Genomic DNA, 26109 nt, shown 5'->3' with positions numbered 1-26109 from the left:
CAGTTGAGGTTCGTTTTAAAAAATGTTTTATTATCAATGTATTAGGAAGGTAGTGCCAAAAAAATGGGCGCAGTACGGCGTATTTATTGCCTAAAAATCGTGCAAATGAGATGTTTTGCCTATAATTTAGGCGTTTAGGGGTTTGAGCGCAATTTCCGCAGCAGATGAAAGACGTAGAAGTTTGCCTTCGGCGTCGCCTGGTGCCATTAACATAAGCCCGACCGGTAATCCGCTTTCCTGGCCACAGGGGAGAGTCGTGGCACATAACCGCAATAAATTTGCAAGTCGTGTAAGGCTGATCGACATCATTGTCGCCTGCAAATAGGTATCAACACTTTCAAGGAGAGGTGCTATCGCCGGCGGATGTTCCGGCTGCGTCGGACCAACGACCAGATCATATCCAGACGTCTGAACTAGATATTCCGCCGTAAGCGTCTCCATTCCCCGATAAAGAGCTGCTGCATCGACCGCAGTAAAATTATCGGCCGCAAGGATGCGTTCTTCAATTGGGGTGTACATACAGCCCCGATTGGCGCGGATTTGATCTCCATACATCATGCAGGCCTCTATAGCGGCGGGGCTGCCGTGTTTGGCTGTGAGTGCCACAACATCATCGAATGCTTGCACTGGGCCTTCTGTCACTTCGGCCCCTGCGGCCTCTAGTAGTGCGAGACCCTTTCTTACCTGTTTTGTAATTGCAGGATCGGTCAGGTTATCGAACTGGCTGGTTGCGCGCAGTATTCGCACGCCCTTCAAGGACGCTCCGGCGAGGTCCGCGGCGGGTCGGCCAGACAAAATGCTATAAAGGATATTCGCATCGGCGATGTCTCGTGTCAGCGGTCCTATAGTATCCTGTGAATAGGAAAGCGGAACGGCTCCTTCAAGGGAGACCTGCCCATGCGTTGTCTTGAGGCCTGTAATCCCGCACCAGGCGGCGGGGATTCTCACCGAACCTGCCGTATCGGAACCGATTGCTGCGGGAGCCAGCCCTTCTGCAACGGAAAGTGCTGCGCCCGCTGATGATCCGCCTGGCACACGTTCTGTTTCGCGGTCAAAAGGGTTGGGTCCTGTCCCTGTCCAGGGGTTGACCCCAATACCTGAAAAAGCAATATCCGGCATATTCGTCTTGCCAAGGCAGACCAACCCAGCACGGGCGGCCCTTGTAAGGCACTCTGCGTCCGTCGTTGGGGTGCGCCCTTCGTACAGCCTTGTTCCGGCTTCGGTTGCGATGCCGGCAGTATCGAACAGATCCTTCCAGGAGATTGGGACACCATCCAGAGGGCTAAGGCGCGCGCCGTTCTTGGCTCTGATGGAGGCGGCATGCGCCTCGTTTAAAGCTCTTCCCTCAGTCAGGCGAACATAAATGCGCCGCTCTGGATCCATAACTTTAATCCGGTCCAGAAAATATTGCGCAAGTTCAATTGGATCAATCGATCCATCACCTATAAGATGACCCAATTCGAGGGCTGTCATTTCGTGCCAGAGCTTTGTCATGGCATCAAATTAAGCATATATTATAGATGTGGCAAGAGACACGGTGAGAATTGTTCGCATGACGAAAAATAAGGTAAACGCAGATGTTTTGGTGGTGGGCGGCGGTCTCAACGGATTACCGTTCGCGATTGCTGTTGCTGCGGCTGGCTTGGAAGTTGTTGTGTTGGAGCGAGAGGAACCAGCGCATCTTGTTGGTGCTGAATTCGATGGTCGCGTATCCGCCATTGCCCATGCTTCGCGAAACCTGTTTCGCTCCTGCGGTGTTTGGGGCCACGTCAAGGCGAAGGAGCCAATGCTGGATATCCGAATTACGGACGGTCCCTCAAAATTCTTTTTGCACTACGATCACCGTCAGTTAGGGGAGGAACCTTTCGGCCATATGGTGGAAAACAGGCATCTGCGTGAGGCTCTCTATAAGCGGGCTGCCGAGATACCAACACTGACTATCATGGCGCCGGAAGAATATAAAAGGATTACACGGGATGGCTCCGGTGTTGTCGCTGCCCTTGCATCGGGCGGCACGGTGCGCGCCCGACTGGTTGTTGCGGCGGATGGGCGCAATTCTCCCTTAAGAAAACAGGCCGGCATAAAAACCGTTGGTTGGTCTTATGAACAAATGGGTATCGTCTGTACTATTGCTCATGAAATACCGCATCATGGCGTTGCGCAGGAACGGTTTTTGAAACCCGGCCCCTTTGCCATATTGCCGATGACCGGGAATCGTTCCTCACTTGTCTGGACGGAACCAACTGAGCGCGCGAAAGTAATTATGGCCTTGCCGGATGACGAGTTTTGCCGGGAGATGACTGAACGGTTTGGTGATTATCTTGGCAAACTCAATGTGGTTGGCCCGCGCTGGAGCTATCCTCTTAATCTGCATCAGGCGGAGCGCTATACCGATCTGCGCCTTGCCCTGATTGGAGATGCGGCCCACGGCATGCATCCAATCGCGGGGCAAGGGCTTAACCTTGGTTTGCGGGACGTCGCCGCGCTGGCGGAGGTGGTGATCGATGCGGCCCGGCTAGGGCAGGACATCGGTGGTGCCACGGTCCTGGAGGATTATCAACGCTGGCGCCGATTTGACAGTATTGTCTTGCTGGCTATTACTGACGGGCTGAACCGCCTCTTCACAAATGATCTTCCGCCGGTTCGACTGGCGCGTGATTTGGGTCTTGCCGCGGTCAACAAGATGCCGAAGCTCAAGGGGGTTTTTATGGAGCACGCACGCGGCACGGTCGGAAAGATGCCACGGCTGCTGCGCGGCGAGGCCCTCTGAGCAGGATTTATGGGTCCCGACTGAGTCCTGCCTTCGCAAGATTATCGACATAGGTTGACCAGATACTCTCCTGATTAAGGCCAAGTTCATACAAATAGGCCCAGGAGAAAAGGCCTGTGTCGTGCAAATCATCAAAACTAATGCGCACGGCATAATTGCCAACCGGTTCCAGTCCCATTATGCCGACATGCCGGCGTCCGGCGACGATCTGTTTCTGGCTGGCCCCGTGACCCTGGACTTCCGCCGACGGGCTTTCCACCCGTAATAGCTCCGCAGGCAAATGAAAGGAATTCCCATCTTCAAATGAGACAATCAGAGCTTTTTCCGCTTTCTTAAGGCGGATCTCAGCTGGTTTGGGCCGCCCGGCCTGATCGTAAATTTCTCCGCTCATTTCACTATGGTCTCATCAATTTCGCGTGCTTCATCCATCAGCATGATAGGAATACCGTTGCGTATCGGAAAGGCAAGCCCCGCGGCTTTACTGACCAGTTCATTGTTCTCCCGATCAAAGATGAGCGGGCCTTTAGTGAGAGGGCAGACGAGGATCTCCAGAAGTTTCGGATCAACTGCCAGTGTCTTATTGTCGGGCATAGCGCGCTTCTCTTTAAACTGGGGTTATTGCACAGTGCGATGTGTTTCGACCTGTTGAAGCATCATTTGGAGCAGACTGATCAACAAATGCGACCTCGTCGTGATATCAACGGCTTCAAGTAAGGCCTGCTTTTCAACAGGAGAGAATGGGCAGATCATGGAAAGCGAGTTGATGAGGCTGTCGTCTTCCAGATGATTGAGGGTTTGCCAGTCGTCGGCATCTTCTTCAAATTCCAGAAAATGATGCAGGGCTTCATGTAAAGCCAGACGGTCGATGCTATTGCGATGCACCGGTTCCATATCATGGATAAATTTACGATAGCCTGCCTTAACCTGCCGGTAGGGTGTTGTAACATCCAGTTCCTCAATGACCTCGAAACGGCAGACACCTTCCAAGGTGATGCGCAGCATTCCGTTTGGCAACTCCCCATATTCACAGATTTTGCCAGCGCATCCGACCCGATAGACTTCCGGGGTCATCTGATCAGCTTCCGGGTCTCGCGGTTGGACCATGCCAATCAAGCGATGGGTGGCCATGGCATCCTGCACCATAACGAGATAGCGGGGCTCAAAAATATTCAGCGGTAAATGTCCGTTGGTCAATAGGAGCGCACCGGTCAGGGGGAAGATCGGTAAAGCGGTCGGAAGTTCTTCCAGTCCCGTATTTGCGCCCGTGTCCGTCATGCGAAGAGGATCGATGATAATTGCCGGCGGAAGCCTTTTGTGAGCGGATTTGTCGGTCCCATTACTTCAAGCATTTTAAGAAGCTCCTGCCGCCCCGCTGCTTCGTTCCAGTCCCGATCACGCCGAATGATTGTCAGTAGTTCAGCGCCCGCGGTTTCATATTCACCTATACCAGCCAGTGCTTTCCCGTATTCCAGGCGGGCGGCAAGATCATCCGGATTTTCCTCAACCTTCAGGCGGAGCGGTTCCAGCTCTCCCGCACTGGCGGCATTTTCGGCGAGGGAGATTGCGGCCAACGTCGCTGTTACCGTGGGTGCGTTCTTCGAATCCTCGGGGATCATTTCCATGAGGTTTTTAGCAGCCTCGATCTCTCCAAGGTTGACATAGACACGGGCAAGCTGCGCTTTGGCGTCGATATGATCTGGATCCAGCTCCAGTATTTTTGCAAAGGCCGTCAGTGCAACTTCTGTATTCCCGGCTTCCAAAGCCTCAGTCCCTGATTGATAAGCCTCTTCCACAGGCGTTGGACCAATTGGTCCGGCGTGGCGTTCAACAAATTCCTTTATCTTGCTTTCCGGCAATGCCCCCATGAAACCATCCACCGGTTTGCCATCCTTAAAGGCAAACACAGCAGGGATGGATTGCACCTGTAGGCTCTGGGCAATCTGTGGGTGCTGGTCAATATCGATCTTGACCAGTTTCGCGGCGCCTTTCGCATCCTTGACCACTTTCTCGATCATCGGGCCTAGCTGCTTGCAGGGGCCACACCAAGGCGCCCAAAGATCGACCAGAACAAGGGTCTCTTTGCTGTCCTCGATCACATCCTGCATAAAGCTCTCGGTGGAGCCGTCTTTGATCAAATTATCGCCTGCGTTGGCGCTTTCGCTAATCAGAGTTTCCATAAGTCTAATTTACCAGTGTCTTTTTGTTTTCAAAGAAGAGCGAGCCATCAGAGCAGCCATTGCCCGACCCATGGGATAGCACCATAAGACGGCTTTGTTAAGAGGTCCTGTGGATGATTTAGGCCAGGCATCAAGACAGTCAAGACGCGGACGAAATTCTTATATCCGTTCCGGTAGCTCCAGAATGGAGGGTTGATGCCCGCAGTTGCGGATAAATTTCTCTAGATCACCGGAGGCAACCTGTGTCGTCATTGTATTACGCAAAGGATGGTAATTGAGTAAGTCATGCGCCATCATCCGTTTTTCCAGGATCACTGTAACTTTTTGTTCCTCGTCATTGATGAGAGAGAAAGGCGTCACAGACCCGGGCTCAACGCCCAGTATTTCCATGAGAAGGTCCGGTTTTCCAAAACTTAGGTTTTTTGCGCCGACCAAGGGCCGAAAGGCTTTTAGGTCGACTGCCGTTTCCTGTAGGCAGACAATCAGATATAAATCGCCATTTTTGTCTTTCAGGAACAGGTTTTTGCAATGCCCGCCGGGGATATGATCGGTCTGCGCTTGCGCTTCCTCGACTGTGAAAACCGGCGCATGATGATGGGTTTCATAACTGATTCCCAATGCATCGAGTTTTTCAAATAATTCTTCTGGTGTTGCAGGCATTCTCACTCCTCAGGTCTGCTTTGCAGAAAGGAAAATTAACGGTTCCGCCCGCGCATGAAAATAAAGAAATGGGAAAAGCCGCATTTTTTGATAAATCGCGCTTGCATTCATAGGCTATTTACGTATTATCCCGCCTCGCAACGGATTGTTGCACGCTCGAGCGGGCGTAGCTCAGGGGTAGAGCATAACCTTGCCAAGGTTAGGGTCGTGAGTTCGAATCTCATCGCCCGCTCCAATTTTCAAAAAAGGCCCTGCAGAAATGCGGGGCTTTTTTGATTTACGGTTAATTATTCCGCTCAGATTTTTCCCTCAAGCAACCGAAACACCCCACTCGCGGTTTAGTCGGCAATCGCTACGGCGGTGGCCAGCAGGCCATTGGCAAAACATTAATTCATGTCAGTTGACTTCTTGTTGTCTCTTCTGCTTGCGTTGCCATAGCCAGACGTCAAGTGAGAAGTGATTCCGATAACGTAGTAACCAAAGCGCGGCAAAGCCTGCGAGAGCAGCCAGAGCAATGGCATTGTTGCGGTGGACGGGAAACCCATCCTCAATCACAAAAGGGGCGATCAGGGTTGGAAAGATCACAATCACGGTCACCAGATGCATCAGGAAAAGCAGGCCATAAGATAATGTGCGCCAGAGTCCCAGGGCCGCCAGGATGCAAATAACTATCTGTGCGCTTCCCATGAAATAGGGCATGGTCGCGCCAATATCGATTCCGTGGAAATAGCCCCATATGCGGACATATTGGCCGGGTTCGATAATCTTATTAACCGCCCAGACGAAAAGAAACCATGTGAGGCCGAGACGCAGGATCAAGAGCGCAACAGCATCGCGCGTTTCAGGGTATTTTATCATCAGTTCCCTCTAGATATGCCATCAATTCCTACGAAACTGATATCAGAGTTCATGATAGAGGAGACCACACGTTCTCTCACTATCACGTGAGTCGTTTTAAGGCCCGAAATACATTTTGTGGGTGAGGGGAATGAGAAATAGCTCCGCTGTCTGCGTCTTGCTGAAAAGGTCCTAAGGGCTTTTCCTTAAATATATGAGCCAATAAACCAGCGCGACGAGGACGCTCCCGCCTAGAATGTTACCTGCTGTTACAATGAAAAGATTTATTAGGAAGCCGCTGACCGTAATGGCCTCCACACCTTCAAAATAGGCAATTGGAATAAGGTACATATTGGCGACGGAGTGTTCAAATCCGAGCGAAACGAAAGCGGCAATCGGGAAAATTATTGCCAGGATTTTACCGCTGACACTATGCGCAGCGAAGCAGAGCCAGACGGCAAGGCAGACAAGAGTGTTACACAGGACAGCTCGAAAAAAAGCTTCCTGCCAAGGTAGAGATAACTTAGTGCTTGCAATACTGATTGCCGTTGCGGCGACACCCCCGTCGTTCATCGAAAGGATGCCGGAAAGGCTTACCAGAACGGCAGTACCGATGGCGCCAATAAAGTTTCCGACATAAACGATAATCCAGTTTCGGAGGAGTTGACGATGGGTAACTTTGCGGCTCGCCCAAGCCATGACAATGAGGTTATTACCCGTAAAAAGCTCTGCTCCGCCAACAATAACCAAAATGAGCCCGAGTGAAAAAGCAATGCCGCCTGTAAAGCGTGTTGGGCCAAAGCCCAGATCACTTCCCGTCACGACAAGTGTATAGAACGCCGCGCCCAAGGCAATAAATGCGCCTGCCAGAATCGCGAGCATGAGGGTTTGTCTAAATCCAAGCTGTGCTTTCGCGATACCGGTCGTCTCGACCCTTGTCGCTATCTCTTTCGGACTATAGGCGTCAATTCCGAGGTCCGTATGGTTGTTGGCCATATTCGTACTCCTATCGAAGGAATCGGTAAGTATTTTCGGCAATGCCTTATGTATTGCAGTGTGGTCGCGATTGCACACCAGGCGCCGAAGGCCTTGCCTTTATACTCGTTTTTCTGTTTAACCGGGGCATTATGATCAAGATTAATGGAAATATCGAACTGGCTGACTGGGAGTTTAAGGAGACTTTCCTTCGCGCCTCCGGTCCGGGTGGACAGAACGTCAATAAAGTGGAGACAGCTGTTCAGCTGAGGTTTGATGCCAAGAACAGCCCGAACCTTCCGCCACGTGTTTTCGAAAAGTTAAGAGAACTGGCCGGCCAGCGTATGACAAAAGATGGAGTTCTTGTCCTGACAGCGAGCGAATACCGCTCTCAAGACCAAAACAGGAAAGCGGCGCAGGAGCGACTGATTGCGTTAATCAAAGAATCGGCAGTTATCCCAAAGTATCGGCGGCCGACAAAACCTACATACTCTTCTAAAATTCGCCGGCTCGAGAAAAAGCAAAAGCGCGGTAGTCTCAAGAAAAGCCGCGGAAAGGTTGGTTTTAACGATTGAAGGAACTTCCGCTGTCTTTAACGAGCGGGATGCATTTCAATAGGTTATTGACTTTTGAAAAAAAATCGTTAGATACATCCCACGTGTTACATTCGTTTTGACTTGCCTAAATAATCGGTGCGCTGGTTACCTTAGTTATTCCCTGACAATGTGATCGTTAAGAAAATCGTAGACCCGCAGGGTGTGGGTCGCGCGTTTCATGTTGCTATAAAGGAAAATACTATGGCTACTGGTACTGTAAAATGGTTTAACCCCACAAAAGGTTTTGGCTTTATTGAGCCTGAAGATGGCTCTAATGACGCATTTGTTCATATTTCGGCCGTTGAGCGCGCCGGGCTGCAGAGCCTGAATGAAGGTCAGAAAGTTTCTTATGAACTTGAAGCCGGCAAGAATGGCAAATCTTCAGCTGAGAATATCTCGCTGCTCTAATTTGCGTTAATAAAGGCCGTCGCCAGCTATTGCTGGCGGCGGCTTTTTTTATGCCCGGCTCCATTCGATACGGCGGTCAGATAGGGTTGCGGCGTTTATTTTGGTCCCAGCGTCGGTAACCTTAGACGCAACAATTAAGGCGTAAGCTTTGGCCTTAAAAATAACCTAAAGGTGATGGGATTAGCTGCCGCCTACTGAGGGCGTTCCGCCTAAAGAAATATAGAGGCCTTGCCACCGTATATCTATATAGCTGAGCAAGGCGTATATAAAAGTGGCTATTCCAAGCATTTCCAAAGATTCTTCTATGCCTGAGATCGTGAAATATTTCGCATCATAAACGGCATAATCAGTATTGAACGATGCGATGTCACCTCTGAACCAGGATTGGTCGACATACAGCGCACCGAAAAACTCCATCCCTGCTGCACCAAACACATAAAGGCCAGCGGATAAAAAGATGAGAATACAGATTTTTCTGGGAAGCGACGTGACAAAGCGCCAATAAAGAAATGAGATTGCGAGAAAAATCACTCCATAGACAGCAATCCAAACATAGTTATCTAGTCTGTTATCAAGGCCTTGCCCAAAGAAATACCAATAAATTTTGACCACTTGTTCGTGGATTTTTGTGCTTTCATCAACCGTAAGAAATGAGAAAATAAAGGCGAGAACTAGCCAGTATTTAGAGCTTTTAGATTTCTCTTGGTAAGATGAATATGAGATTATGTATAATAGTATTGTTGAAAGTAGCAAAATAACGGACGAAAAAAAAGTTGATATATTTTGCTCTGAGTCCAGATTGATTGCGTCAAATACTGGTTCGGTGTTGTAACCGAATGTATAGGTGGACAGGATTAGAATGAAGTGACTGAATATTAAAAGAATTGCTGTGCAAAATACTGCGATAGAAATTGCTTTGGTTTCAAGTTGAATGGACATTCCATATCTCATATTTGCAAAAACGCAGGAAAGTACCGATGCTAGGGAAGGTCTTCGTACCGATTTAAAGAAAGCTTAGAATGACGATAATCGAAAATGCTTTCAATAAGTTTAATCTTTAGTTGATGCAGGCGATTCTGCGTCCATGTTCAGATTGTGTCACTCAGCTGAGGCTGTTTCACATAGGGCCGCCGGACCACAACAACTATTTGCGAGATGATCCGACGGCTATGGGAGACTTAATTCGCCTTTGATCTGTACTCCAGTCTCAGTCCCTTGGCGGTGCGGTTCTGAAACCCTTTCCAGTAATTGTGCTCAGGTTTTGGGGTCCCATCTTTTTCAAGAGCGAATACGCCGTCATTAGCCGTTTCGATAATTGCCAGATAACTCTGCATGCTATCATCGGCTTTTAAATGGTTATCGAAATAGGCAGTAACAAAATGTTGCGTGATATTGTTCATGCGGAGAGTATCCCATACCGCATCCGCGTAATGTTCGAAGGGAACAAAATCAAGATTATCGACCGGCTTCCATGATTCTGCAGGTGCGGGAATTGGTGCTGCCGCGTTGTGGTTTGCGTTTTCAAATGTCAGCAAATAGCGATCTGCATTCACTGTATTCTCAAAAATTGCCCTGACGCCTTTTTCATAGCCCGAAACATCATCAACGCTGCCCGCAACAAAAAACATGGGAACACGTACCCCAGCCAAGCCCTCTGCATCCCAGAAGCCATAGGTCATACCCCAGGGTGCAATAGAGACGATTGCCTTGAAGCGGTCATCCAGCAGCGCTTTATGTTTCTCACTCCCGGCCATCATTCGTTCTAGGGTGCCAGCGGGGGCGCCCCAACTGAGCTCGGTTGCGGCTTTCGTGACGCCACCGCCCGCCGTAATAACCGAACCATAGGCGCCCATGGAATACCCGATTAATCCGGTATCATCCGCATTCACCAGGCCATTCAGAAAACTGTTAGGATCCTTGCCCAGGCGATCCATCTCTTCCAGCATGAATTTCTGATCGAGCGGTCTGTTGACCAGCGTGCTGCCAAAGGCGGCTTTGTCATGATACATGCTGTCCGTATGATCGATGGAGGCGACGACATATCCTTTGGACGCCAAATTCTCCGCAAGGTGACTCAATAAAAAGCGGTTGCCCGGGTAGCCATGCGAGATAAGGATCAGGGGGTAAGGGGCCTCTGCATTTTCGGGCACCGCATCGCGCGCGGCCTGACCATAAAGTGTCACCTGCGTTTTGCCATCGCGTAGGTAGACATTATCATATTTGCCTCCCCGCACGGCGCCGTCTGAGGGGTACCAGACTTCCACAGTTAAGGGTCGGTCATAAATGGGGAGCGGTTTGTCAGCCTCGACCTTCAAGATATCGGTCTGGCCTTTATTGACAAACTGCAGGGTTCGTACACCAATCGCGTACTTGCCGGAGGCGGCGAGCTCCGGCGCATCCGGCCTTAATCCATCAACTCGGTTATCTGTTGCAGATGCTGTCCCACTCATCATTAGGCCCAATATTAGAATACCAACTAATTTTCTCATTTTTTTACCTTCCCTAAAGTGATCCTATGCTCCTTCCGCTTAGCCAGCATTTGCATGCGTCGCGTGGTAGTGCATAAACATTAAGGTGAAATCTACGGGATAAAGCACAAAAAATAGACAAGTTCAGAGAATATGCCGAGAGTCGCCTAAATTATAGGCAAATGTAGATTCTCTGATCATTTTCTCATCAGAAAAGTATATTCGACTATGATAGTTAATTCTTATATTACTATATTTATCAATAGATTAATATCTAATTTCCTAGTGCAGATTCAATCTGGCACATCCCTTGCTCTTCATAATGCATTGCAAAATAACAATGTGCTAATGGAGGCATCATTAAATGTTAGGACTAAGCAAAGTCGCAGGTGTGATTACCGGCGCGGCCATGTTGGCGACAAGCGCGCTTGGCCTGGGAACAGCCCAGGCTGCGGATGACGTGATCAAGGTGGGGGTCTTGCACTCCCTGTCCGGCACGATGGCAATTTCGGAAACCACATTGAAGGACGCTGTCCTGATGATGGTTGATGATCTCAATAAAAACGGTGGTCTTCTCGGCAAAAAAGTTGAAGCGGTCGTGGTTGATCCCGCCTCTGATTGGCCATTGTTTGCTGAAAAAGCGCGCGAATTAATTGAAGTTGATAAAGTAGACGTGGTTTTCGGGTGTTGGACATCGGTATCCCGTAAATCGGTTCTGCCGGTGTTTGAAGAGCTAAACAGCATGCTTTTTTATCCGGTCCAGTATGAAGGCGAGGAAAGCTCTCGCAATGTGTTCTACACCGGCGCCGCACCGAACCAGCAGGCTATCCCGGCAGTTGAGTATCTGATGAGTGAAGAAGGCGGAAGTGTCGAGCGCTGGGTATTGGCCGGTACTGACTATGTCTATCCGCGCACGACGAACAAAATCCTGGAGGCATTTCTCAAGTCAAAGGGTGTCGCCGAGGAAGATATCATGATCAACTACACGCCGTTCGGTCACTCCGACTGGCAGACGATCGTGTCCGATATCAAGAAATTCGGCTCCGAAGGCAAGAAAACTGCCGTAGTTTCCACGATTAACGGTGACGCCAACGTTCCTTTCTACAAGGAACTGGGTAACCAGGGCATCGATGCTGCGGACATTCCGGTAGTTGCATTCTCCGTTGGTGAAGAAGAGCTGGCGGGCCTCGATACAGCCCCTCTGGTTGGCCACCTTGCCGCCTGGAACTACTTCATGAGCATTGAAACCGAAGAGAATGACGCTTTCATCAAGCAGTGGAAAGCCTTTATCGGCGACGATAATCGCGTGACAAACGACCCAATGGAAGCAACCTATATCGGCTTCAAGATGTGGACGCAAGCTGTTGAGCAGGCCGGTACAACGGATGTGGACGCAGTTCGTCAGGCGATGTATGGCCAGGAAGTAAAGAACCTGACTGGCGGTACGGCAGTCATGAATACCAACCATCACCTGTCAAAGCCGGTTCTGATCGGCGAAATCCAGGACGATGGTCAGATTGAAACCGTATGGCGGACAGACGATGTGGTCGTGGGCGATGCCTGGAGCGATTATATCCCTGAAAGCGCCAAGCTGATTGCTGACTGGACATATCCGTATGTTTGCGGTGGCTGTGAAAAGCCAATGTACTAATCGATCTCGTTAAAGCCGGAGGGCCGGCATGCTGTCGACCCTCCATCCCTTCATACAGTATTGCGAGAATCCGGTTACCCCCATGCGGATTACAATCAAAACCATAATTGCGGCTATGCTGTTTCTGTTGGCGACACAAGGACCCGCATTTGCGGACCTGACGGACGCTGCGCAGGGCCTGCTCTCAAAAAAATACAGCGAAAAAATTCAGGCGACAGAGGCAATTGCCGATTTCGGCGACCCACGATCTATAGTCCTGCTTGAAACCCTGCTCGACGGGAAACTTTACGCGACAAAATCTGATGGACGGCTCGTCTCTCGCAAGAAGGTGAGTGATGGATACCAGATTACGGACATCCTCACGGAAGAGGATTTCGGCGTCGTTAAAAGCGGCGATCTCACCAAAATTCGTATTAACAACAAGATGCGTGGCCTTATCAAGGATCTACTCGGGCGATTGACGCTCCTGAATGAGGATCCTGCGCTGCGGTTGAAGGCGGCAAATGCTGTTTTCAAGAGCCGACCCAAAGAAATGGCGGTTCCGTTAAGAGATGCCCTGGCCGCAGAAACTGAGGAAGATGTGGCGACCGCCATGCGCCGGGCGCTGGCGGCGCTTAATTTCGTTCACGGTGAAACCACGACGATCAAGGCCGATGCGCTACTCATTTTACAAGAGCAGCACGGCCCGGAAGTCAAATTTCTGCTGAATGGCGAGGCGAACAAGATTGCCGCCTTACAGAACCCGTCACATGAAATTCAACAATTCGCACTGAGTATCGAGACGGCATTAGCTAGAATTGAGGAAAAGCTGGCCTTTATGGCCGTTATCGAAAATATTTTCCAGGGCCTGTCTCTGGGGTCGGTTCTGTTGCTTGCGGCCATTGGACTTGCCATCACTTTCGGGGTGATGGGGGTGATCAACATGGCCCATGGCGAAATGGTGATGATTGGCGCTTATACGACTTATGTGGTGCAGGAGCTTTGCCGTAATTTTGCGCCGGACCTTCTCGTCTATTCACTGGTTGCGGCTATTCCGGCGGCATTTATCGTTGCTGGTCTCTGCGGCGTTGCGATTGAACGGAGCATTATCCGGTTCCTCTACGGCCGACCGCTGGAAACCCTGTTGGCAACCTGGGGGCTGAGCCTGATACTACAGCAGTTCGTACGAACGATTTTCGGGCCAACGAACAAGGAAGTATCCTCTCCGGAATGGTTGAGTGGTGCGTGGGAGATTACCGGCGGGCTTGCTCTTACCTATAACCGTATCGGCATAATCCTGTTCGCGGCGGCGGTGCTATTCATGTTGTTGTTGGTGCTGCGCAAAACCTCTTTCGGTCTGCAAATGCGCGCAGTTACTCAAAATCGAAAGATGGCGGCCTCGATGGGCATTCGGACCGGGTGGGTGGACGCCATGACCTTTGGTCTTGGGTCCGGTGTTGCGGGAATGGCTGGCGTCGCTTTGAGCCAGATTGATAATGTCAGCCCCAACCTCGGTCAGGCTTATATCGTCGATAGTTTTATGGTGGTTGTTTTCGGTGGCGTTGGCAACCTCTGGGGTACGCTTGTTGCGGCACTCAGTCTCGGTGTCACCAACAAGTTCCTGGAACCTTATACCGGCGCGGTTCTCGCCAAGATCTTTATTCTGATTTTCATTATTTTGTTTATCCAAAAGCGACCCAGGGGGCTGTTCGCCCTAAAGGGTCGGGCCGTGGAGAATTGAGCTATGGTTGACATGATAAACAAACCTAACAAAGGCCCGTTCGTATCCCTCATGACGGGTCTTCCAGGCGGCGGCAAGACGTTTTTGGGGATTCTTCTTGTTGCCGCCTTCTTCGTCCCCTTGAGTAATACCTTTCTTCCAGAGAGCTCCCCATTCTATGTGCCGACCTATCTGGTCAGCCTGATGGGAAAGTATGTCTGCTTTGCGCTCCTTGCACTGAGTGTCGATCTCATTTGGGGCTTTGCGGGTATCCTGAGTCTAGGCCATGGCGCCTTCTTCGCGCTAGGCGGTTATGCGATGGGTATGTATCTGATGCGGCAGATCGGCGATCGCGGTGTATATGGCAATCCCCTTCTTCCAGATTTTATGGTTTTCCTTAACTGGACGGAATTGCCCTGGTACTGGTTCGGCTTCGATATCTTCCCATTTGCAATGTTGATGGTCATTCTCGTGCCGGGCCTGCTCGCGTTTATCTTCGGCTGGTTTGCGTTCCGCTCCCGTGTGACAGGGGTCTATTTGTCGATTATCACTCAGGCCATGACCTATGCTCTCCTGCTTGCATTTTTCCGAAATGACATGGGATTTGGAGGTAATAATGGCCTGACGGACTTCAAGGACCTTCTCGGGTTTGATTTGCAGGCGACTGGCACTAGGCTTGGGCTTTTTGTGGCCTCTCTTATCGCCCTCGCTCTTGGCTATCTGGTATGCTGCTTTATTACCCAATCCAAGCTAGGGCGGGTACTCATTGCCATTCGGGATGCGGAAAGCCGGACTCGATTTTCCGGTTATCGGGTGGAATATTATAAGCTTTTTGTCTTTGTTGTCTCAGCCATTCTGGCCGGAATTGCCGGGGCGCTTTATGTCCCACAGGTCGGTATCATCAATCCATCGGAATTCTCTCCGGCCAACTCAATCGAGGTTGTGATCTGGGTCGCGGTCGGTGGCCGGGGCACCTTATGGGGCGCCGTTCTTGGCGCTTTCCTCGTCAATTGGGGCAAAAGCTACTTTACCGGCAGCTTTCCAGATGCATGGCTTTACTTTCTGGGAGGTCTCTTCGTTTTCACGACATTATTCCTGCCAAAGGGAATTGTTGGTACCGCTGCCGTCTGGATCGAGAAATTTAAGAACAAGCAGCAAGGAAGCTCGCCAATGCAAGCACCTGTCCCTGTGAAAGAAGAACAATGACAATGCAACTGAAAGAGTCAGCGGAGCAGAATTTATCGTCAATCCTTTATCTTGACGGTGTCAGTGTGAGTTTTGACGGCTTCAAGGCCTTGAATAATCTCAGCTTCGTGGTGGAACCTGGAGAGATGCGGGCGATAATCGGGCCAAACGGCGCGGGTAAGACGACCATGATGGACGTGATCACAGGTAAGACCAAACCGGACACTGGTGATGTCTTTTTCAAGGGGGCGATTGACCTAACAAAGCATGATGAAGCCTATATCGCCAATCTTGGGATTGGTCGAAAATTTCAGAAGCCAACTGTGTTTGAAAGCCAGACCGTCTTTCATAACCTTGAACTTTCCCTGAAAGGTGAAAAAGGGGTTATTGCAACCCTGTTTGCGGCACTGAATGACGTGGAAGTCGGCCGGATTATGGAGGTTCTAAATATTATCCGCCTGACGGAGAAGGCAGGCGATCTTGCCGGTAGTTTGTCTCATGGTCAGAAGCAATGGCTGGAAATTGGTATGTTGTTGATGCAGGATCCTGATCTCCTACTGGTGGATGAACCCGTTGCGGGGATGACTGACGCGGAAACAGAACAGACCGCCATATTACTGCGTGATATATCGGCGACACATTCAGTTGTGGTGGTTGAGCATGATATGGAGTTTGTTCGCGCGCTCAAATCAAAGGTAACCGTTCTGCACGAAGGATCCGTGCTTGCTGAGGGGAGCCTTGACACCGTGCAGAATAACCAACGCGTTATAGAAGTCTATCTGGGGCGCTGATCATGTTAGACGTTGAAAATATAGATCTTTTTTATGGTGCGAGTCAGGCGCTGCGTCATGTTTCCCTAAAAGTAAATAAGGGGGAGGTTACCTCGCTGCTCGGGCGTAACGGGGTGGGGAAGACGAGTACTCTTCGCGCTATTGTTGGGCAACATCCGGTTACAAACGGAAAAATTACCTGGGACGGTAAGGATATCACGAGTATGAGTGCCCATCAGCGCGCCCGTGAAGGCATCGCGGTAATTCCCCAGGGTCGGGAAATATTCCCGCTTTTGACCGTGCATGAAAACCTGAAGACGGGCTTCGCCGCTCTACCTCTCAAAGATAGATTTATCCCCTCTGAGATCTTTGACCTGTTTCCCATACTTAAAGATATGCTAAGAAGAAGGGGCGGTGACTTATCCGGTGGACAGCAGCAACAGCTCGCGATTGGCCGGGCGCTGGTTATGCGGCCCAAGCTTCTTGTCCTCGATGAACCAACGGAAGGAATTCAACCGTCCATCATCAAGGATATCGGTAATGTTATAGAAATACTGAGGGAGCGGGGGGATATGGCTATTCTGCTGGTTGAGCAGTATTTTGAATTCGCTCGCGATCTTGCTGATCGTTTTGCCGTTATGGACCGCGGGGAAGTTGTTCTGGCCGGGGCAAAAGAGGATATGCTGGAAAGTGATGTTCGAAAATACCTTACTGTCTGACCCCGTTTTAGAGGCGGTACCGTTGGCTCCCGAGAAGAAAGAACCTGTCGCTCTTGCCCGCTCCGAAGGGAGGGTGGAATTACGGTATTGTCAAAAAGAGTCAGGTTCGAAACTCGCGCATCTTTATCAACGGGGTTGCGGCAGGGTTCGATTTCCGACTGTTGATCATGCCGAATATCCGGAGGCTGTGCTGATTAACACGGCGGGTGGCCTGACGGGTGGTGATTATATGGCCTATCAGATTTCCCTCGACGAGGGAGCGGCGCTTACCGTATCAGGCCAGGCCGCAGAAAAAATCTATCGGTCCGTCGGCTCAACGACAGTTATTGATGCGGAAATAAACATTGCCAAAGGCGCTCTTCTTGAATGGTTGCCGCAGGAAACAATCCTGTTTGAAAAAGGCCGCCTTCGTAGAATGAACAGTGTACATCTAAAGGCCGGAAGCCGCCTGCTTGCGCTCGAAGCAACGCTGTTTGGTCGGACGGCTCATGGGGAGACCCTGCGGTCCGCCAGCCTGAGCGATGGTTGGAAGATATGGCGGGAAGGCAAGTTAGTTTGGTTTGACAAATTTGTTTTGGACGGGGACCTTCATGCCAAGGCAATGCATCCGGCAGTTCTGGATGGCGCAAAAGGAATGGCGACTATTCTTATCGCAGATGACTATGCCGATAGCTATCTTGAGACGGCGCAGGAGGCGGCACGGGATTGCGGTGTGCGGGCAGCAGTGACCTCACGCGATACTTTACTGATAATAAGGGTATTAGCTGAGAACGGGTATGACCTTCGGAAGGCGCTTGCCCTCATATTGACGAGAATGCGAAGTGAAATAGCGGGATATCCCGTAGATCTGCCAAAAGTGTGGGAAAATCAATAAAAGGGACTAAAGATGCAATTTACACCACGGGAAAAAGATAAATTGCTGATCTCGCTGGCGGCTATGGTGGCGCGCGAGCGGCTGACGCGCGGGGTGAAGCTGAACTACCCTGAAGCGATTGCACTGATTACGGACTTCGTTGTTGAAGGCGCACGTGACGGCAAATCTGTGGCCACCCTGATGAGCGAGGGCGGGACTGTTGTCAGCCGCGAGCAGGTTATGGACGGGATTGCGGAGATGATCCATGAAGTCCAGGTAGAAGCCACTTTCCCAGACGGGACCAAACTGGTCACCGTGCATGATCCCATTCGATAAGGAGCGCGAGATGAAACCAGGAGAAATTATTCCGGCTGAAGGAAGTATCGAGCTCAATGCCAACCGTCAGTCGATGACTTTAACCGTTGCCAATACCGGGGATCGTCCCGTGCAGGTGGGCAGTCATTATCATTTTGCCGAAGCGAACAGCGGTCTTGAATTTGACCGTGCGGCAGCGAATGGTTTTCGTCTCGACATCCCGTCAGGCACAGCTATCCGGTTTGAGCCTGGCCAGACACGGGATGTGACGCTGGTTGCCTTTACGGGCACGCGCACGGTTTATGGATTCAATCAGGCTGTTATGGGCCCGCTGGATAAGGGAGAGTAAAATGGCGGTAACCTTTTCACGAGGCGCCTATGCAGGCATGTTTGGCCCAACAACAGGCGATAAGGTCCGGCTCGCAGATACGGAACTTTTTATTGAGGTTGAGAAGGACTTCACGACCTATGGTGAGGAAGTCAAGTTCGGCGGCGGTAAGGTTATTCGGGACGGCATGGGTCAGTCGCAAGTAACGCGCGCTGGCGGCGCTGTTGATACGGTCATCACCAATGCGCTGATTATTGATCACTGGGGGATCGTGAAGGCTGATGTTGGCCTTCGTGACGGCAAGATTGCGGCGATCGGCAAGGCCGGTAACCCGGATATCCAGTCTGGCGTTAATATTATCATTGGTCCATCAACCGAAGTGATCGCGGGAGAGGGGAAAATTCTTACCGCGGGCGCGCTTGATGTGCATATTCACTTCATCTGTCCGCAACAGATTGACGATGCACTCTACAGCGGTGTGACAACCATGATGGGTGGCGGCACCGGCCCGGCCACAGGGACGAACGCGACGACATGTACGCCCGGCGCCTTTCATCTCGCGCGGATGATGCAGGCGGCAGAGGCCTTCCCTATGAACCTCGGATTTTTCGGTAAAGGCAATGCCAGCTTGCCGGATGCCTTGGTAGAGCAGGTGCAGGCCGGCGCGTGCGGCATGAAGCTGCATGAGGACTGGGGTACGACGCCCGCCGCCATTGACTGTTGCCTGTCCGTTGCTGATGACATGGATGTTCAGGTGCTCATCCATACGGATACCTTGAATGAATCGGGGTTTGTGGAAAATACTGTCGCCGCCTTTAAGGATCGCACGATCCATGCTTTCCATACGGAAGGCGCGGGCGGGGGGCATGCCCCGGATATCATCAAGGTGGCGGGGGAGCCGAATGTTATTCCCTCCTCAACCAACCCAACGCGCCCTTTCACAGTTAATACGATTGACGAGCATCTCGATATGTTGATGGTATGCCATCATCTTGACCCGAATATCCCTGAAGATGTGGCCTTCGCCGAGAGTCGTATTCGAAAAGAAACAATCGCGGCTGAAGATATCCTTCATGATCTGGGTGCATTCTCGATTATTGCCTCCGACAGCCAGGCCATGGGCCGTGTGGGTGAAGTCCTGATCCGCACCTGGCAGACCGCGGACAAGATGAAGAAGCAACGTGGTCGTCTCGTGGAAGAAACAGGGGATAACGATAACTTCCGCGTCAAACGCTATATCGCCAAATACACAATAAACCCGGCTATCGCACAGGGTGTTGATACATATGTCGGCTCTGTCGAGGCAGGCAAGCTTGCAGATCTTGTTCTCTGGTCCCCCGCATTTTTTGGGGTGAAGCCTGATCTGGTATTAAAATCCGGAACAATCGTCGCGGCGCCGATGGGAGACCCGAACGCCTCCATTCCGACGCCGCAGCCCGTTCACTATCGTCCCATGTTTGGCGCATTCGGCAAAAGCCTGACGGCAAGTTCGGTCACTTTCGTGAGCGAGGCATCACTTCAATATGACCTGAAAGGCGAATTGGGGTTGGAGCGAGATCTATTGCCGGTGAAGAATACGCGCTCAGGTATTGGCAAAGCGTCGATGATTCATAACAGCGCGACACCGAAGATAGATGTCGACCCGGAGACCTATATGGTTCACGCAGACGGGGAGTTGCTCACCTGTGAGCCGGCATCGGAGCTTCCCATGGCTCAACGCTATTTTATGTATTAAGTCATGAAGCATGCACAGGCAGTATATAAAGCCGAGGCGCCATTTGCCGGTGTAATCGGCGACACAGTGACCCTTGACTTTGACCACAGGCGTCGACGGAGATTGAAGCTTAAGACGGATAAGGGATTAGATTTCCTGCTTGATCTACCCGAATTGAAAACCCTGCAGGATGGTGACATTCTCCTCTTGGAGGATGGATCGGCGATTGGGGTTCGCGCGAGAAACGAGGCGGTTGCCGATATTCGCTGTAATGACCTGGCACATCTAGTGCGGGTTGCCTGGCATTTGGGAAACCGCCATCTACCAACTGAATTGATGGGCGACCGATTGCGTATTCGGCAGGATCATGTGATCGAGGATATGGCGGCAAAATTAGGAGCGACTGTGACCCGGTTGGAGGCCCCCTTTAATCCGGAAGGCGGTGCTTACGGGCATGGCGAAACGGAAGGGCATAGCCATGGGCATAGCCACGGGCATCATCATGGATAATCGCGCCCTTTTTAACCTTATGTCCTGGATGTCACCGTCCTATCCCATTGGTGCCTATACCTATAGTCACGGGATCGAATTTGCGGTGGAAGAGGGCTTGATCAAGTGTCTTAAAGATCTGGTCCCCTGGATCGGGGATGTACTGGAATTCGGAAGTGGTAAATCAGATTGTATTCTGTTGGCAGCAGCTTACCGGGCTGCGTTGCATCAGGATATCGCGGGATTAAAGGAGATAGCGGAGATCGGCTATGCTTTCGCCCCCACAAAGGAAATTGCACTTGAAGCGGCACAGCAGGGACGCGCCTTTGTTCGTGTTGTCTCTGATGTCAGTACGACAGTTAATACTTTAGAGGCGTTGAAAGCGACCTGGCAGGGCGACTTGATTCATCCGGTTGTTGTCGGGATTACGGCTGCTGACCATGGCGTTCCTCTTAAAGAAACACTCACCGCCTATCTGCACGGGTTTGTCTCCAACCTTGTTTCGGCGGCGGTGCGTCTTGTCCCGCTTGGTCAAACGGATGGGCAGCGGGCGATTGCGGCGCTTGCCGATGAGGTGGATCGGGTTGTCGCAAATTCGCAGGAGTTATCTTTGGACGATTTAGGGTCCGCGACCCTGATGGTTGACTGGTGCTCCGCGTCACATGAAACACAATATACGAGGTTATTCAGATCATGAGTTCAACATTAAATGGACCGTTGCGAGTGGGAATTGGCGGCCCGGTGGGATCAGGTAAAACGGCGCTTACTGATGCACTTTGTAAATATCTTCGCGATGACTATAACCTTGCTGTCATCACCAATGATATTTATACGCGCGAGGATGCGGAGTTCCTGACCCGCTCTGGTGCGTTGTCCCCAGACCGGATAGTTGGCGTAGAGACCGGAGGATGTCCGCATACGGCCATTCGCGAGGATGCGTCTATCAACCTTGCGGCTGTTGCGGATATTTCAGAGAAATTTGACGGCCTGGAATTGATACTGATCGAATCTGGTGGTGATAATCTTGCGGCAACCTTTAGTCCGGAGCTCGCAGATGTTACGATTTATGTCATTGATGTTTCCGCTGGCGATAAAATTCCACGTAAAGGCGGACCCGGCATTACTCGGTCCGACTTACTCGTCATCAACAAGATTGATCTGGCTCCTTATGTCGGGGCTGATCTGGGCGTCATGGATAGGGATTCCCAAAAAATGCGGGGTGAGCGGCCATTTGTCTTCACCAATATCAAGGCGGGAGACGGAGTCGCCAGTGTCGCAAAATTCATCATAGACAAGGGTGGGTTGTGACGATACGCCATTGAAAGATAATTGAAAAAAGGCAGGCGCCATAATGGTGCCACAGTCTGTTGTTATCGACGCCGCTCTTTGATAATTATTATTTTTCAGTGAATTTATTTTTTGAGGATTAGTATGGCCTGTCCCTTATGCGGCGGCGACGTCGAACGTCAAATTCGAACATATGAGATTAAATATAAACATTTACAAAGCTACGCCGATCTTCCTGGTCTTTATTGCAGCAATTCCGAATGTGGTGAAGGTATGGTGGAAGAGAGTGCCTGGGGTGACGTTGAACGGATTAAGGCAGATTTGAAGGCTGAGTATCTTGGCGTTATGCCGCCAGAGCGTATTCGTGAGATTCGTGTCGATCTCAATCTGTCGCAACGACGTGCGGGCCAGATTTTTGGTGGCGGACCAAATGCCTTTCAAAAATATGAAACGGGCAAAGTTACTATTTCCAAGCCGATGAATAATTTGCTCCGGCTTGTTGCTAAATATCCAGAATTGATGGTCGAGTTGCAACGCTGAAGCCAGACTCATTTCTTCGGATTTAATCACAACAAAAAAAATTAGCCAAATGTGGTATCTACAGTATTATTCCCTAAAGTAATTGCGGGAGTAACGCGTCACGTATGGCTAGATTCTTGAGTTCGCTTATCAAACCGCGCGCGTGGGTCGCCAAGCTGCTACTGGTGTTGATGATTGCCGGGTTCCTCGTCTTTGGGTACCTCGGCTATCTCGATCCAATCCGGGCGTTTCTCGATTCCGAAGATTTTTCCTTTAATATTGGGGATGTACGGTTTTCCGCCTATCTCCTGGTGAAGGCGGCTTTTATCGTCATCCTTCTTTTCTGGCTGGTCGGTATCTTGTCGGAAATGCTGGAAAACCGAATTAAATCGCTCCGCCGCATCAAATCAAGCAACAAGGCACTGATTATCAAGGCGATCCAGATCGTCATCTATTTCCTGGCGTTCCTGTTTGTGTTGGGGGTGTTGGGCATAGACTTGACGGCGCTTACTATTTTCAGTGGCGCTGTCGGTATTGGCATCGGTTTTGGTCTCCAGAAAATTGCTTCCAATTTTATTAGCGGTATTATTCTGCTCTTTGAAAAATCCGTTGAGGAAGGCGACCTGATTGAGCTGAATGACGGGATTATCGGGTTCGTTCGGGAAACCGGCGCGCGGTATACTCGAATTGAAACATTCGAGGGGCATGAAACCATGGTCCCGAATGAGGATTTTATTACCAACCGCGTAACAAACTGGACTTTTAGCGATTCCCGCACACGTGTGGACATCAATATCGGCGTCGCATATGGGACTGATCTTGATCTTGCCTCCCGTTTGATTGTCGAGGCGGCGCGGGAACATCCGCGATGCATGGAAACCCCATCGGCTGAATGTTACCTTGTGGAATTCGCGGACAGCTCGATTAATTTCACGCTTTACTTCTGGATTGAAAATGTGACTGAGGGGCGAATGCGGCCCCGCAGCGACGTTTTATTTGCGATATGGCGAAAATTTGAAGAGAACAATATCGAGATTCCGTTCCCGCAGCGAACTTTACATCTCAAGAATCCGGAGGCATTGAAATGAGCAGCCCCATTCTAATGGCTTTTGATTTCGATGGGGAAGGAGGCGGGAATTCAGTCAGCGACAAGGCGATTTCACGTGAACTGAAGAACAAGAACCTTGCCTGGGTGCATCTGGATTTGACCCATGAAGAGACCAAACCTTGGCTCGATAATGAGATTTCCTATCTTGATCCTTTTGTTGTTGATGCTCTGGTGGCGGAGGAAACCCGCCCGCGTATCGCAGAGATCGGTGATGGGGCGCTCATCATACTAAGGGGTGTTAATCTGAATGAAAATGCGGATCCGGAAGATATGGTCTCCATTCGGTTATGGATTGATGCAGAGCGGATTATCAGTGTTCAGAGGCGTCAGTTAAAAGCGGTTCAGGAAATCGAAGAGAGGATCTTGGCCGGCAAAGGCCCAAAAAATTCCGGTGATTTTATCAATATGCTTCTGGCGCGATTGTCGGAAAAAATGGCGTTTGTCCTGACTGAACTTGATGATGCCACTGATGACGTTGAGGAAAAAATCCTGGAAAATCCGGATACGGCATTTCGTGAGAAAATTATTGATATTCGGAAAGAGGCAATCGTCCTGCGTCGTTATATGGCCCCGCAAAAGGATGCGATTGCGCAATTGCGTTTATGTGAATTTTCATGGTTGAGTTCCGGGCACAAGCGGCATTTGCAGGAAAACTTTGACCACCTTTTGCGCTATGTTGAGGACCTGGATGCCATTCGTGAAAGGGCGCAAATCGTCAAGGACGAACTTGCCAATATTATCGCGGACCGCCTGAATAAGAATCTCTATGTACTCTCGGTCATCGCCGCTGTTTTCTTGCCGCTTGGTTTTCTTACAGGACTCCTCGGCATTAACGTCGGCGGAATTCCCGGGGTCGATAACCCTTACGCCTTTTTTGTATTTTCCGGGATACTGATTATCCTTGTTGTTATTCAAATTCTTCTCTTCAAGAAATTCAAATGGTTTTGATAAATGGCAATGCCTGCCGTCGTTGCAGAAATGGGAGTAGAGCGTGTCGTCTTTATTACTGGCTGTAAATGGCACATTGATGCGGGGGTTGGAACTCAATGGGAATTTGCTCGCGATCAACGCGAAATTTATCAAAGAAGCAAAAACGGCCCCCCATTATCGCCTCTGGTCAATCGAAGACCGGCATCCGGCAATGCAGAGAGTGGAGCAAGGTGGCGTTTCGGTAGAGCTTGAAGTATGGGAAGTCCCGGCAGGCGGCCTGGCATCTGTTTTGATGGAGGAGCCAGCCGGGCTTTGCATCGGCAAGATCGAGCTCTCTGATGGTGAAACCGTATTGGGCGTTATTGGCGAAGCCGCTCTTTGTGAAGGCCAGCGGGAAATTACAGAATACGGCGGTTGGCGGGCTTATTGTGCTGACCGTGAAACAACCATGTCCGGAACGACAACATGATCCAAATCAATAGCCATTTTGATGGCGGAAATATTATCTGTGATGCCTGCGAGGATGCTGGCGATATTCGGTTGCGGATCCGTTCCGATACAAAGGCCGACTTTTTGCAATGGTTTTATTTTCGTTTGAGCGGCGCAAAGGGTATTGACTGTAAAATGCGGCTAACCAATGCGAAAGATTCTTCCTACAGCAAGGGTTGGGAAGAGTATCGCGCAGTCGCATCCTATGATCGGAAAAATTGGTTCCGTGTTGAAAGCCAGTACCAAGACGGGGGCTTAGTCATTCTCCATAAGCCCGAACTTGACTCCGTCTACTATGCTTATTTCGCGCCCTATTCCATGGAACGTCATGCGGACCTTATCGCGCGTGCAGGCCAATCACCCCGAGTGTCGCAATCCGTTATTGGAAAGACTGTCGAGGGTCAGGACCTGGATCTGCTGACCATAGGGGAAGTTGGTGGAAATAAGCGGAATTTCTGGCTGATTGCGCGCCAGCATCCAGGAGAAACAATGGCAGAATGGTGGATGGAGGGATTTCTGGACCGACTCCTGGATCCGAATGATGCTGTTTCAAATGCTTTGCTGGACCGTGCAAGATTTCACGTTGTGCCGAATATGAACCCAGATGGCAGTCGAAGCGGGAATCTTCGGACAAACGCAAAGGGCGCCAATCTAAACCGGGAGTGGCAAGAGCCGGATATGATGCGAAGCCCCGAAGTTTATTTGGTGCGAGAGAAAATGAGGGAAACAGGCGTTGATTTCTGCCTCGATGTCCATGGTGACGAAGCGTTGCCGCATAACTTTATTGCAGGCGCCCAGGGAGTACCGAGCTGGAACGCCCAGAAAGACATGCTGCTAACGGATTTTAAGCGAACGTGGCAGCAAATAAATCCCGATTTTCAAACCCGTCATGGCTATCCGATAGCCAAAAAAGGGGAGGGAAACATGAAGATCTGCGTAAACCATGTCAGCGAATATTTCGATTGCCTTGCCATGACCCTCGAGATGCCTTTCAAGGATACCGCTGATAGGCCCGATCCTGAAAATGGTTGGTCACCGGAACGTGCCCGGAAGCTGGGGGCCTCAGTTCTCGACGTTATTTATCGGCTATTTGATCGCCTTGAAAGCAGTGTTGTGAAAAAGAGTTTAGATTAAAAAATAAATTGCAAGATTTATAAAATTA

General features: G+C 50.6%; 30 protein-coding genes and 1 tRNA gene. 21 read left to right on the top strand and 10 right to left on the bottom strand.

Annotated features, from left to right (window positions below; translation table 11 throughout):
* Window positions 1–126: 126 nt before the first annotated feature.
* Window positions 127–1473: an amidase gene (locus tag GQE98_RS02625; RefSeq protein ID WP_161313984.1), complete on the bottom strand. Its 1347-nt coding sequence runs from the start codon at window positions 1471–1473 to the stop codon at window positions 127–129.
* Between the two features lie 79 nt (window positions 1474–1552).
* On the opposite strand from GQE98_RS02625, the gene GQE98_RS02620 reads away from it, so the two are divergent.
* Window positions 1553–2770 carry a UbiH/UbiF/VisC/COQ6 family ubiquinone biosynthesis hydroxylase gene (locus tag GQE98_RS02620; protein ID WP_161313983.1) on the top strand — a complete coding sequence of 406 codons (1218 nt, stop codon included), beginning with the start codon at window positions 1553–1555 and terminating at the stop codon, window positions 2768–2770.
* A 7-nt stretch (window positions 2771–2777) separates the two neighbouring features.
* On the opposite strand, the gene GQE98_RS02615 is transcribed toward GQE98_RS02620, so the two are convergent.
* From GQE98_RS02615 to GQE98_RS02595, 5 genes are all read right to left on the bottom strand, one after another.
* Window positions 2778–3161: a gamma-butyrobetaine hydroxylase family protein gene (locus tag GQE98_RS02615; RefSeq protein WP_161313982.1), complete on the bottom strand. Its 384-nt coding sequence runs from the start codon at window positions 3159–3161 to the stop codon at window positions 2778–2780.
* Window positions 3158–3361 (bottom strand): Trm112 family protein, encoded by a 204-nt coding sequence (locus GQE98_RS02610; protein WP_161313981.1) that lies wholly within the window; start codon window positions 3359–3361, stop codon window positions 3158–3160. Before GQE98_RS02610 ends, GQE98_RS02615 begins: the two co-directional genes overlap by 4 nt.
* Window positions 3362–3385: 24 nt before the next feature.
* Window positions 3386–4045 (bottom strand): LON peptidase substrate-binding domain-containing protein, encoded by a 660-nt coding sequence (locus GQE98_RS02605; protein WP_161313980.1) that lies wholly within the window; start codon window positions 4043–4045, stop codon window positions 3386–3388.
* Complete coding sequence (trxA, locus tag GQE98_RS02600) at window positions 4042–4947, bottom strand: thioredoxin (protein ID WP_161313979.1); 906 nt, start codon at window positions 4945–4947, stop codon at window positions 4042–4044. The genes GQE98_RS02605 and trxA overlap by 4 nt, the downstream gene beginning before the upstream one ends.
* Window positions 4948–5106: 159 nt before the next feature.
* Window positions 5107–5607 carry a prolyl-tRNA synthetase associated domain-containing protein gene (locus tag GQE98_RS02595; protein WP_161313978.1) on the bottom strand — a complete coding sequence of 167 codons (501 nt, stop codon included), beginning with the start codon at window positions 5605–5607 and terminating at the stop codon, window positions 5107–5109.
* Between the two features lie 160 nt (window positions 5608–5767).
* Here GQE98_RS02595 and GQE98_RS02590 point away from each other — a divergent pair.
* A tRNA-Gly gene (locus GQE98_RS02590) sits at window positions 5768–5842 on the top strand.
* A 161-nt stretch (window positions 5843–6003) separates the two neighbouring features.
* On the opposite strand, the gene GQE98_RS02585 is transcribed toward GQE98_RS02590, so the two are convergent.
* Window positions 6004–6465, bottom strand: coding sequence for a hypothetical protein (locus GQE98_RS02585; protein WP_161313977.1), 462 nt, complete (start codon window positions 6463–6465; stop codon window positions 6004–6006).
* A gap of 171 nt (window positions 6466–6636) precedes the next feature.
* The gene (locus tag GQE98_RS02580; protein WP_161313976.1) at window positions 6637–7440 is read right to left on the bottom strand and encodes a formate/nitrite transporter family protein; all 804 of its coding nucleotides are present in this window, start codon (window positions 7438–7440) and stop codon (window positions 6637–6639) included.
* 41 nt (window positions 7441–7481) lie between these two features.
* Here GQE98_RS02580 and arfB point away from each other — a divergent pair, with 41 nt between their 5' ends.
* Together arfB and GQE98_RS02570 are read left to right on the top strand one after the other, a co-directional pair.
* Complete coding sequence (gene arfB / locus GQE98_RS02575) at window positions 7482–7994, top strand: alternative ribosome rescue aminoacyl-tRNA hydrolase ArfB (protein ID WP_214646483.1); 513 nt, start codon at window positions 7482–7484, stop codon at window positions 7992–7994.
* Between the two features lie 222 nt (window positions 7995–8216).
* Window positions 8217–8423 (top strand): cold-shock protein, encoded by a 207-nt coding sequence (locus GQE98_RS02570; RefSeq protein ID WP_161313975.1) that lies wholly within the window; start codon window positions 8217–8219, stop codon window positions 8421–8423.
* Window positions 8424–8603: 180 nt separating this feature from the next.
* Here the strand turns inward: GQE98_RS02570 and GQE98_RS02565 are convergent, their stop codons facing one another.
* The gene (locus GQE98_RS02565) at window positions 8604–9362 is read right to left on the bottom strand and encodes a hypothetical protein (RefSeq protein WP_161313974.1); all 759 of its coding nucleotides are present in this window, start codon (window positions 9360–9362) and stop codon (window positions 8604–8606) included.
* A gap of 239 nt (window positions 9363–9601) precedes the next feature.
* Window positions 9602–10912: an alpha/beta hydrolase family protein gene (locus GQE98_RS02560; protein WP_161313973.1), complete on the bottom strand. Its 1311-nt coding sequence runs from the start codon at window positions 10910–10912 to the stop codon at window positions 9602–9604.
* Window positions 10913–11255: 343 nt separating this feature from the next.
* On the opposite strand from GQE98_RS02560, the gene urtA reads away from it, so the two are divergent.
* From urtA to GQE98_RS02475, 17 genes are all read left to right on the top strand, one after another.
* The gene (urtA, locus tag GQE98_RS02555) at window positions 11256–12542 is read left to right on the top strand and encodes an urea ABC transporter substrate-binding protein (protein ID WP_161313972.1); all 1287 of its coding nucleotides are present in this window, start codon (window positions 11256–11258) and stop codon (window positions 12540–12542) included.
* A 28-nt stretch (window positions 12543–12570) separates the two neighbouring features.
* Complete coding sequence (urtB, locus tag GQE98_RS02550) at window positions 12571–14262, top strand: urea ABC transporter permease subunit UrtB (protein ID WP_202526042.1); 1692 nt, start codon at window positions 12571–12573, stop codon at window positions 14260–14262.
* A 51-nt stretch (window positions 14263–14313) separates the two neighbouring features.
* Window positions 14314–15447 carry an urea ABC transporter permease subunit UrtC gene (gene urtC, locus GQE98_RS02545; RefSeq protein ID WP_161314776.1) on the top strand — a complete coding sequence of 378 codons (1134 nt, stop codon included), beginning with the start codon at window positions 14314–14316 and terminating at the stop codon, window positions 15445–15447.
* Window positions 15444–16217 (top strand): urea ABC transporter ATP-binding protein UrtD, encoded by a 774-nt coding sequence (gene urtD, locus GQE98_RS02540; RefSeq protein ID WP_202526040.1) that lies wholly within the window; start codon window positions 15444–15446, stop codon window positions 16215–16217. Before urtC ends, urtD begins: the two co-directional genes overlap by 4 nt.
* 2 nt (window positions 16218–16219) lie before the next feature.
* Complete coding sequence (gene urtE / locus GQE98_RS02535; RefSeq protein ID WP_161313971.1) at window positions 16220–16915, top strand: urea ABC transporter ATP-binding subunit UrtE; 696 nt, start codon at window positions 16220–16222, stop codon at window positions 16913–16915.
* The gene (locus GQE98_RS02530) at window positions 16890–17789 is read left to right on the top strand and encodes an urease accessory protein UreD (RefSeq protein ID WP_246157189.1); all 900 of its coding nucleotides are present in this window, start codon (window positions 16890–16892) and stop codon (window positions 17787–17789) included. Before urtE ends, GQE98_RS02530 begins: the two co-directional genes overlap by 26 nt.
* Window positions 17790–17801: 12 nt before the next feature.
* The gene (locus GQE98_RS02525) at window positions 17802–18104 is read left to right on the top strand and encodes an urease subunit gamma (protein ID WP_161313969.1); all 303 of its coding nucleotides are present in this window, start codon (window positions 17802–17804) and stop codon (window positions 18102–18104) included.
* Window positions 18105–18114: 10 nt separating this feature from the next.
* Window positions 18115–18432, top strand: a complete 318-nt coding sequence (locus GQE98_RS02520; RefSeq protein ID WP_161313968.1) for an urease subunit beta — start codon at window positions 18115–18117, stop codon at window positions 18430–18432.
* 1 nt (window position 18433) lies between these two features.
* Window positions 18434–20146 (top strand): urease subunit alpha, encoded by a 1713-nt coding sequence (ureC, locus tag GQE98_RS02515; RefSeq protein WP_161313967.1) that lies wholly within the window; start codon window positions 18434–18436, stop codon window positions 20144–20146.
* 3 nt (window positions 20147–20149) lie between these two features.
* The gene (gene ureE, locus GQE98_RS02510) at window positions 20150–20635 is read left to right on the top strand and encodes an urease accessory protein UreE (protein WP_161313966.1); all 486 of its coding nucleotides are present in this window, start codon (window positions 20150–20152) and stop codon (window positions 20633–20635) included.
* Window positions 20580–21311 carry an urease accessory protein UreF gene (locus tag GQE98_RS02505; RefSeq protein ID WP_202526039.1) on the top strand — a complete coding sequence of 244 codons (732 nt, stop codon included), beginning with the start codon at window positions 20580–20582 and terminating at the stop codon, window positions 21309–21311. The genes ureE and GQE98_RS02505 overlap by 56 nt, the downstream gene beginning before the upstream one ends.
* Window positions 21308–21922: an urease accessory protein UreG gene (gene ureG / locus GQE98_RS02500; protein WP_161313965.1), complete on the top strand. Its 615-nt coding sequence runs from the start codon at window positions 21308–21310 to the stop codon at window positions 21920–21922. Before GQE98_RS02505 ends, ureG begins: the two co-directional genes overlap by 4 nt.
* 123 nt (window positions 21923–22045) lie before the next feature.
* Complete coding sequence (locus GQE98_RS02495) at window positions 22046–22441, top strand: type II toxin-antitoxin system MqsA family antitoxin (protein ID WP_161313964.1); 396 nt, start codon at window positions 22046–22048, stop codon at window positions 22439–22441.
* Window positions 22442–22545: 104 nt separating this feature from the next.
* Window positions 22546–23508, top strand: a complete 963-nt coding sequence (locus GQE98_RS02490; RefSeq protein ID WP_161313963.1) for a mechanosensitive ion channel family protein — start codon at window positions 22546–22548, stop codon at window positions 23506–23508.
* Entirely contained in the window at window positions 23505–24476 is a 972-nt protein-coding gene (locus GQE98_RS02485) for a zinc transporter ZntB (protein ID WP_161313962.1), read from the top strand. The genes GQE98_RS02490 and GQE98_RS02485 overlap by 4 nt, the downstream gene beginning before the upstream one ends.
* 43 nt (window positions 24477–24519) lie before the next feature.
* Window positions 24520–24927, top strand: coding sequence for an allophanate hydrolase-related protein (locus GQE98_RS02480; RefSeq protein WP_202526038.1), 408 nt, complete (start codon window positions 24520–24522; stop codon window positions 24925–24927).
* Complete coding sequence (locus GQE98_RS02475; protein WP_161313961.1) at window positions 24924–26081, top strand: M14 family metallopeptidase; 1158 nt, start codon at window positions 24924–24926, stop codon at window positions 26079–26081. Before GQE98_RS02480 ends, GQE98_RS02475 begins: the two co-directional genes overlap by 4 nt.
* Window positions 26082–26109: the final 28 nt, after the last annotated feature.

Origin of the sequence: Sneathiella litorea (assembly GCF_009882915.1) — a bacterium.
In the GTDB taxonomy this organism is placed as follows: Bacteria; Pseudomonadota; Alphaproteobacteria; order Sneathiellales; family Sneathiellaceae; genus Sneathiella; species Sneathiella litorea.
Note: the sequence above shows the minus strand (reverse complement) of the source record. Positions and strands in the feature narration are given on the sequence as shown.

What these genes read in the sequence shown, in the direction of transcription:
- GQE98_RS02625 (WP_161313984.1), bottom strand. Translation starts at nt 1,473, where the DNA reads ATGACAGCCCTCGAATTGGGTCATCTTATAGGTGATGGATCGATTGAT.
- GQE98_RS02620 (WP_161313983.1), top strand. Translation starts at nt 1,553, where the DNA reads ATGACGAAAAATAAGGTAAACGCAGATGTTTTGGTGGTGGGCGGCGGT.
- GQE98_RS02615 (WP_161313982.1), bottom strand. Translation starts at nt 3,161, where the DNA reads ATGAGCGGAGAAATTTACGATCAGGCCGGGCGGCCCAAACCAGCTGAG.
- GQE98_RS02610 (WP_161313981.1), bottom strand. Translation starts at nt 3,361, where the DNA reads ATGCCCGACAATAAGACACTGGCAGTTGATCCGAAACTTCTGGAGATC.
- GQE98_RS02605 (WP_161313980.1), bottom strand. Translation starts at nt 4,045, where the DNA reads ATGACGGACACGGGCGCAAATACGGGACTGGAAGAACTTCCGACCGCT.
- trxA (WP_161313979.1), bottom strand. Translation starts at nt 4,947, where the DNA reads ATGGAAACTCTGATTAGCGAAAGCGCCAACGCAGGCGATAATTTGATC.
- GQE98_RS02595 (WP_161313978.1), bottom strand. Translation starts at nt 5,607, where the DNA reads ATGCCTGCAACACCAGAAGAATTATTTGAAAAACTCGATGCATTGGGA.
- GQE98_RS02585 (WP_161313977.1), bottom strand. Translation starts at nt 6,465, where the DNA reads ATGATAAAATACCCTGAAACGCGCGATGCTGTTGCGCTCTTGATCCTG.
- GQE98_RS02580 (WP_161313976.1), bottom strand. Translation starts at nt 7,440, where the DNA reads ATGGCCAACAACCATACGGACCTCGGAATTGACGCCTATAGTCCGAAA.
- arfB (WP_214646483.1), top strand. Translation starts at nt 7,482, where the DNA reads ATGCCTTATGTATTGCAGTGTGGTCGCGATTGCACACCAGGCGCCGAA.
- GQE98_RS02570 (WP_161313975.1), top strand. Translation starts at nt 8,217, where the DNA reads ATGGCTACTGGTACTGTAAAATGGTTTAACCCCACAAAAGGTTTTGGC.
- GQE98_RS02565 (WP_161313974.1), bottom strand. Translation starts at nt 9,362, where the DNA reads ATGTCCATTCAACTTGAAACCAAAGCAATTTCTATCGCAGTATTTTGC.
- GQE98_RS02560 (WP_161313973.1), bottom strand. Translation starts at nt 10,912, where the DNA reads ATGAGAAAATTAGTTGGTATTCTAATATTGGGCCTAATGATGAGTGGG.
- urtA (WP_161313972.1), top strand. Translation starts at nt 11,256, where the DNA reads ATGTTAGGACTAAGCAAAGTCGCAGGTGTGATTACCGGCGCGGCCATG.
- urtB (WP_202526042.1), top strand. Translation starts at nt 12,571, where the DNA reads ATGCTGTCGACCCTCCATCCCTTCATACAGTATTGCGAGAATCCGGTT.
- urtC (WP_161314776.1), top strand. Translation starts at nt 14,314, where the DNA reads ATGACGGGTCTTCCAGGCGGCGGCAAGACGTTTTTGGGGATTCTTCTT.
- urtD (WP_202526040.1), top strand. Translation starts at nt 15,444, where the DNA reads ATGACAATGCAACTGAAAGAGTCAGCGGAGCAGAATTTATCGTCAATC.
- urtE (WP_161313971.1), top strand. Translation starts at nt 16,220, where the DNA reads ATGTTAGACGTTGAAAATATAGATCTTTTTTATGGTGCGAGTCAGGCG.
- GQE98_RS02530 (WP_246157189.1), top strand. Translation starts at nt 16,890, where the DNA reads ATGTTCGAAAATACCTTACTGTCTGACCCCGTTTTAGAGGCGGTACCG.
- GQE98_RS02525 (WP_161313969.1), top strand. Translation starts at nt 17,802, where the DNA reads ATGCAATTTACACCACGGGAAAAAGATAAATTGCTGATCTCGCTGGCG.
- GQE98_RS02520 (WP_161313968.1), top strand. Translation starts at nt 18,115, where the DNA reads ATGAAACCAGGAGAAATTATTCCGGCTGAAGGAAGTATCGAGCTCAAT.
- ureC (WP_161313967.1), top strand. Translation starts at nt 18,434, where the DNA reads ATGGCGGTAACCTTTTCACGAGGCGCCTATGCAGGCATGTTTGGCCCA.
- ureE (WP_161313966.1), top strand. Translation starts at nt 20,150, where the DNA reads ATGAAGCATGCACAGGCAGTATATAAAGCCGAGGCGCCATTTGCCGGT.
- GQE98_RS02505 (WP_202526039.1), top strand. Translation starts at nt 20,580, where the DNA reads ATGGCGAAACGGAAGGGCATAGCCATGGGCATAGCCACGGGCATCATC.
- ureG (WP_161313965.1), top strand. Translation starts at nt 21,308, where the DNA reads ATGAGTTCAACATTAAATGGACCGTTGCGAGTGGGAATTGGCGGCCCG.
- GQE98_RS02495 (WP_161313964.1), top strand. Translation starts at nt 22,046, where the DNA reads ATGGCCTGTCCCTTATGCGGCGGCGACGTCGAACGTCAAATTCGAACA.
- GQE98_RS02490 (WP_161313963.1), top strand. Translation starts at nt 22,546, where the DNA reads ATGGCTAGATTCTTGAGTTCGCTTATCAAACCGCGCGCGTGGGTCGCC.
- GQE98_RS02485 (WP_161313962.1), top strand. Translation starts at nt 23,505, where the DNA reads ATGAGCAGCCCCATTCTAATGGCTTTTGATTTCGATGGGGAAGGAGGC.
- GQE98_RS02475 (WP_161313961.1), top strand. Translation starts at nt 24,924, where the DNA reads ATGATCCAAATCAATAGCCATTTTGATGGCGGAAATATTATCTGTGAT.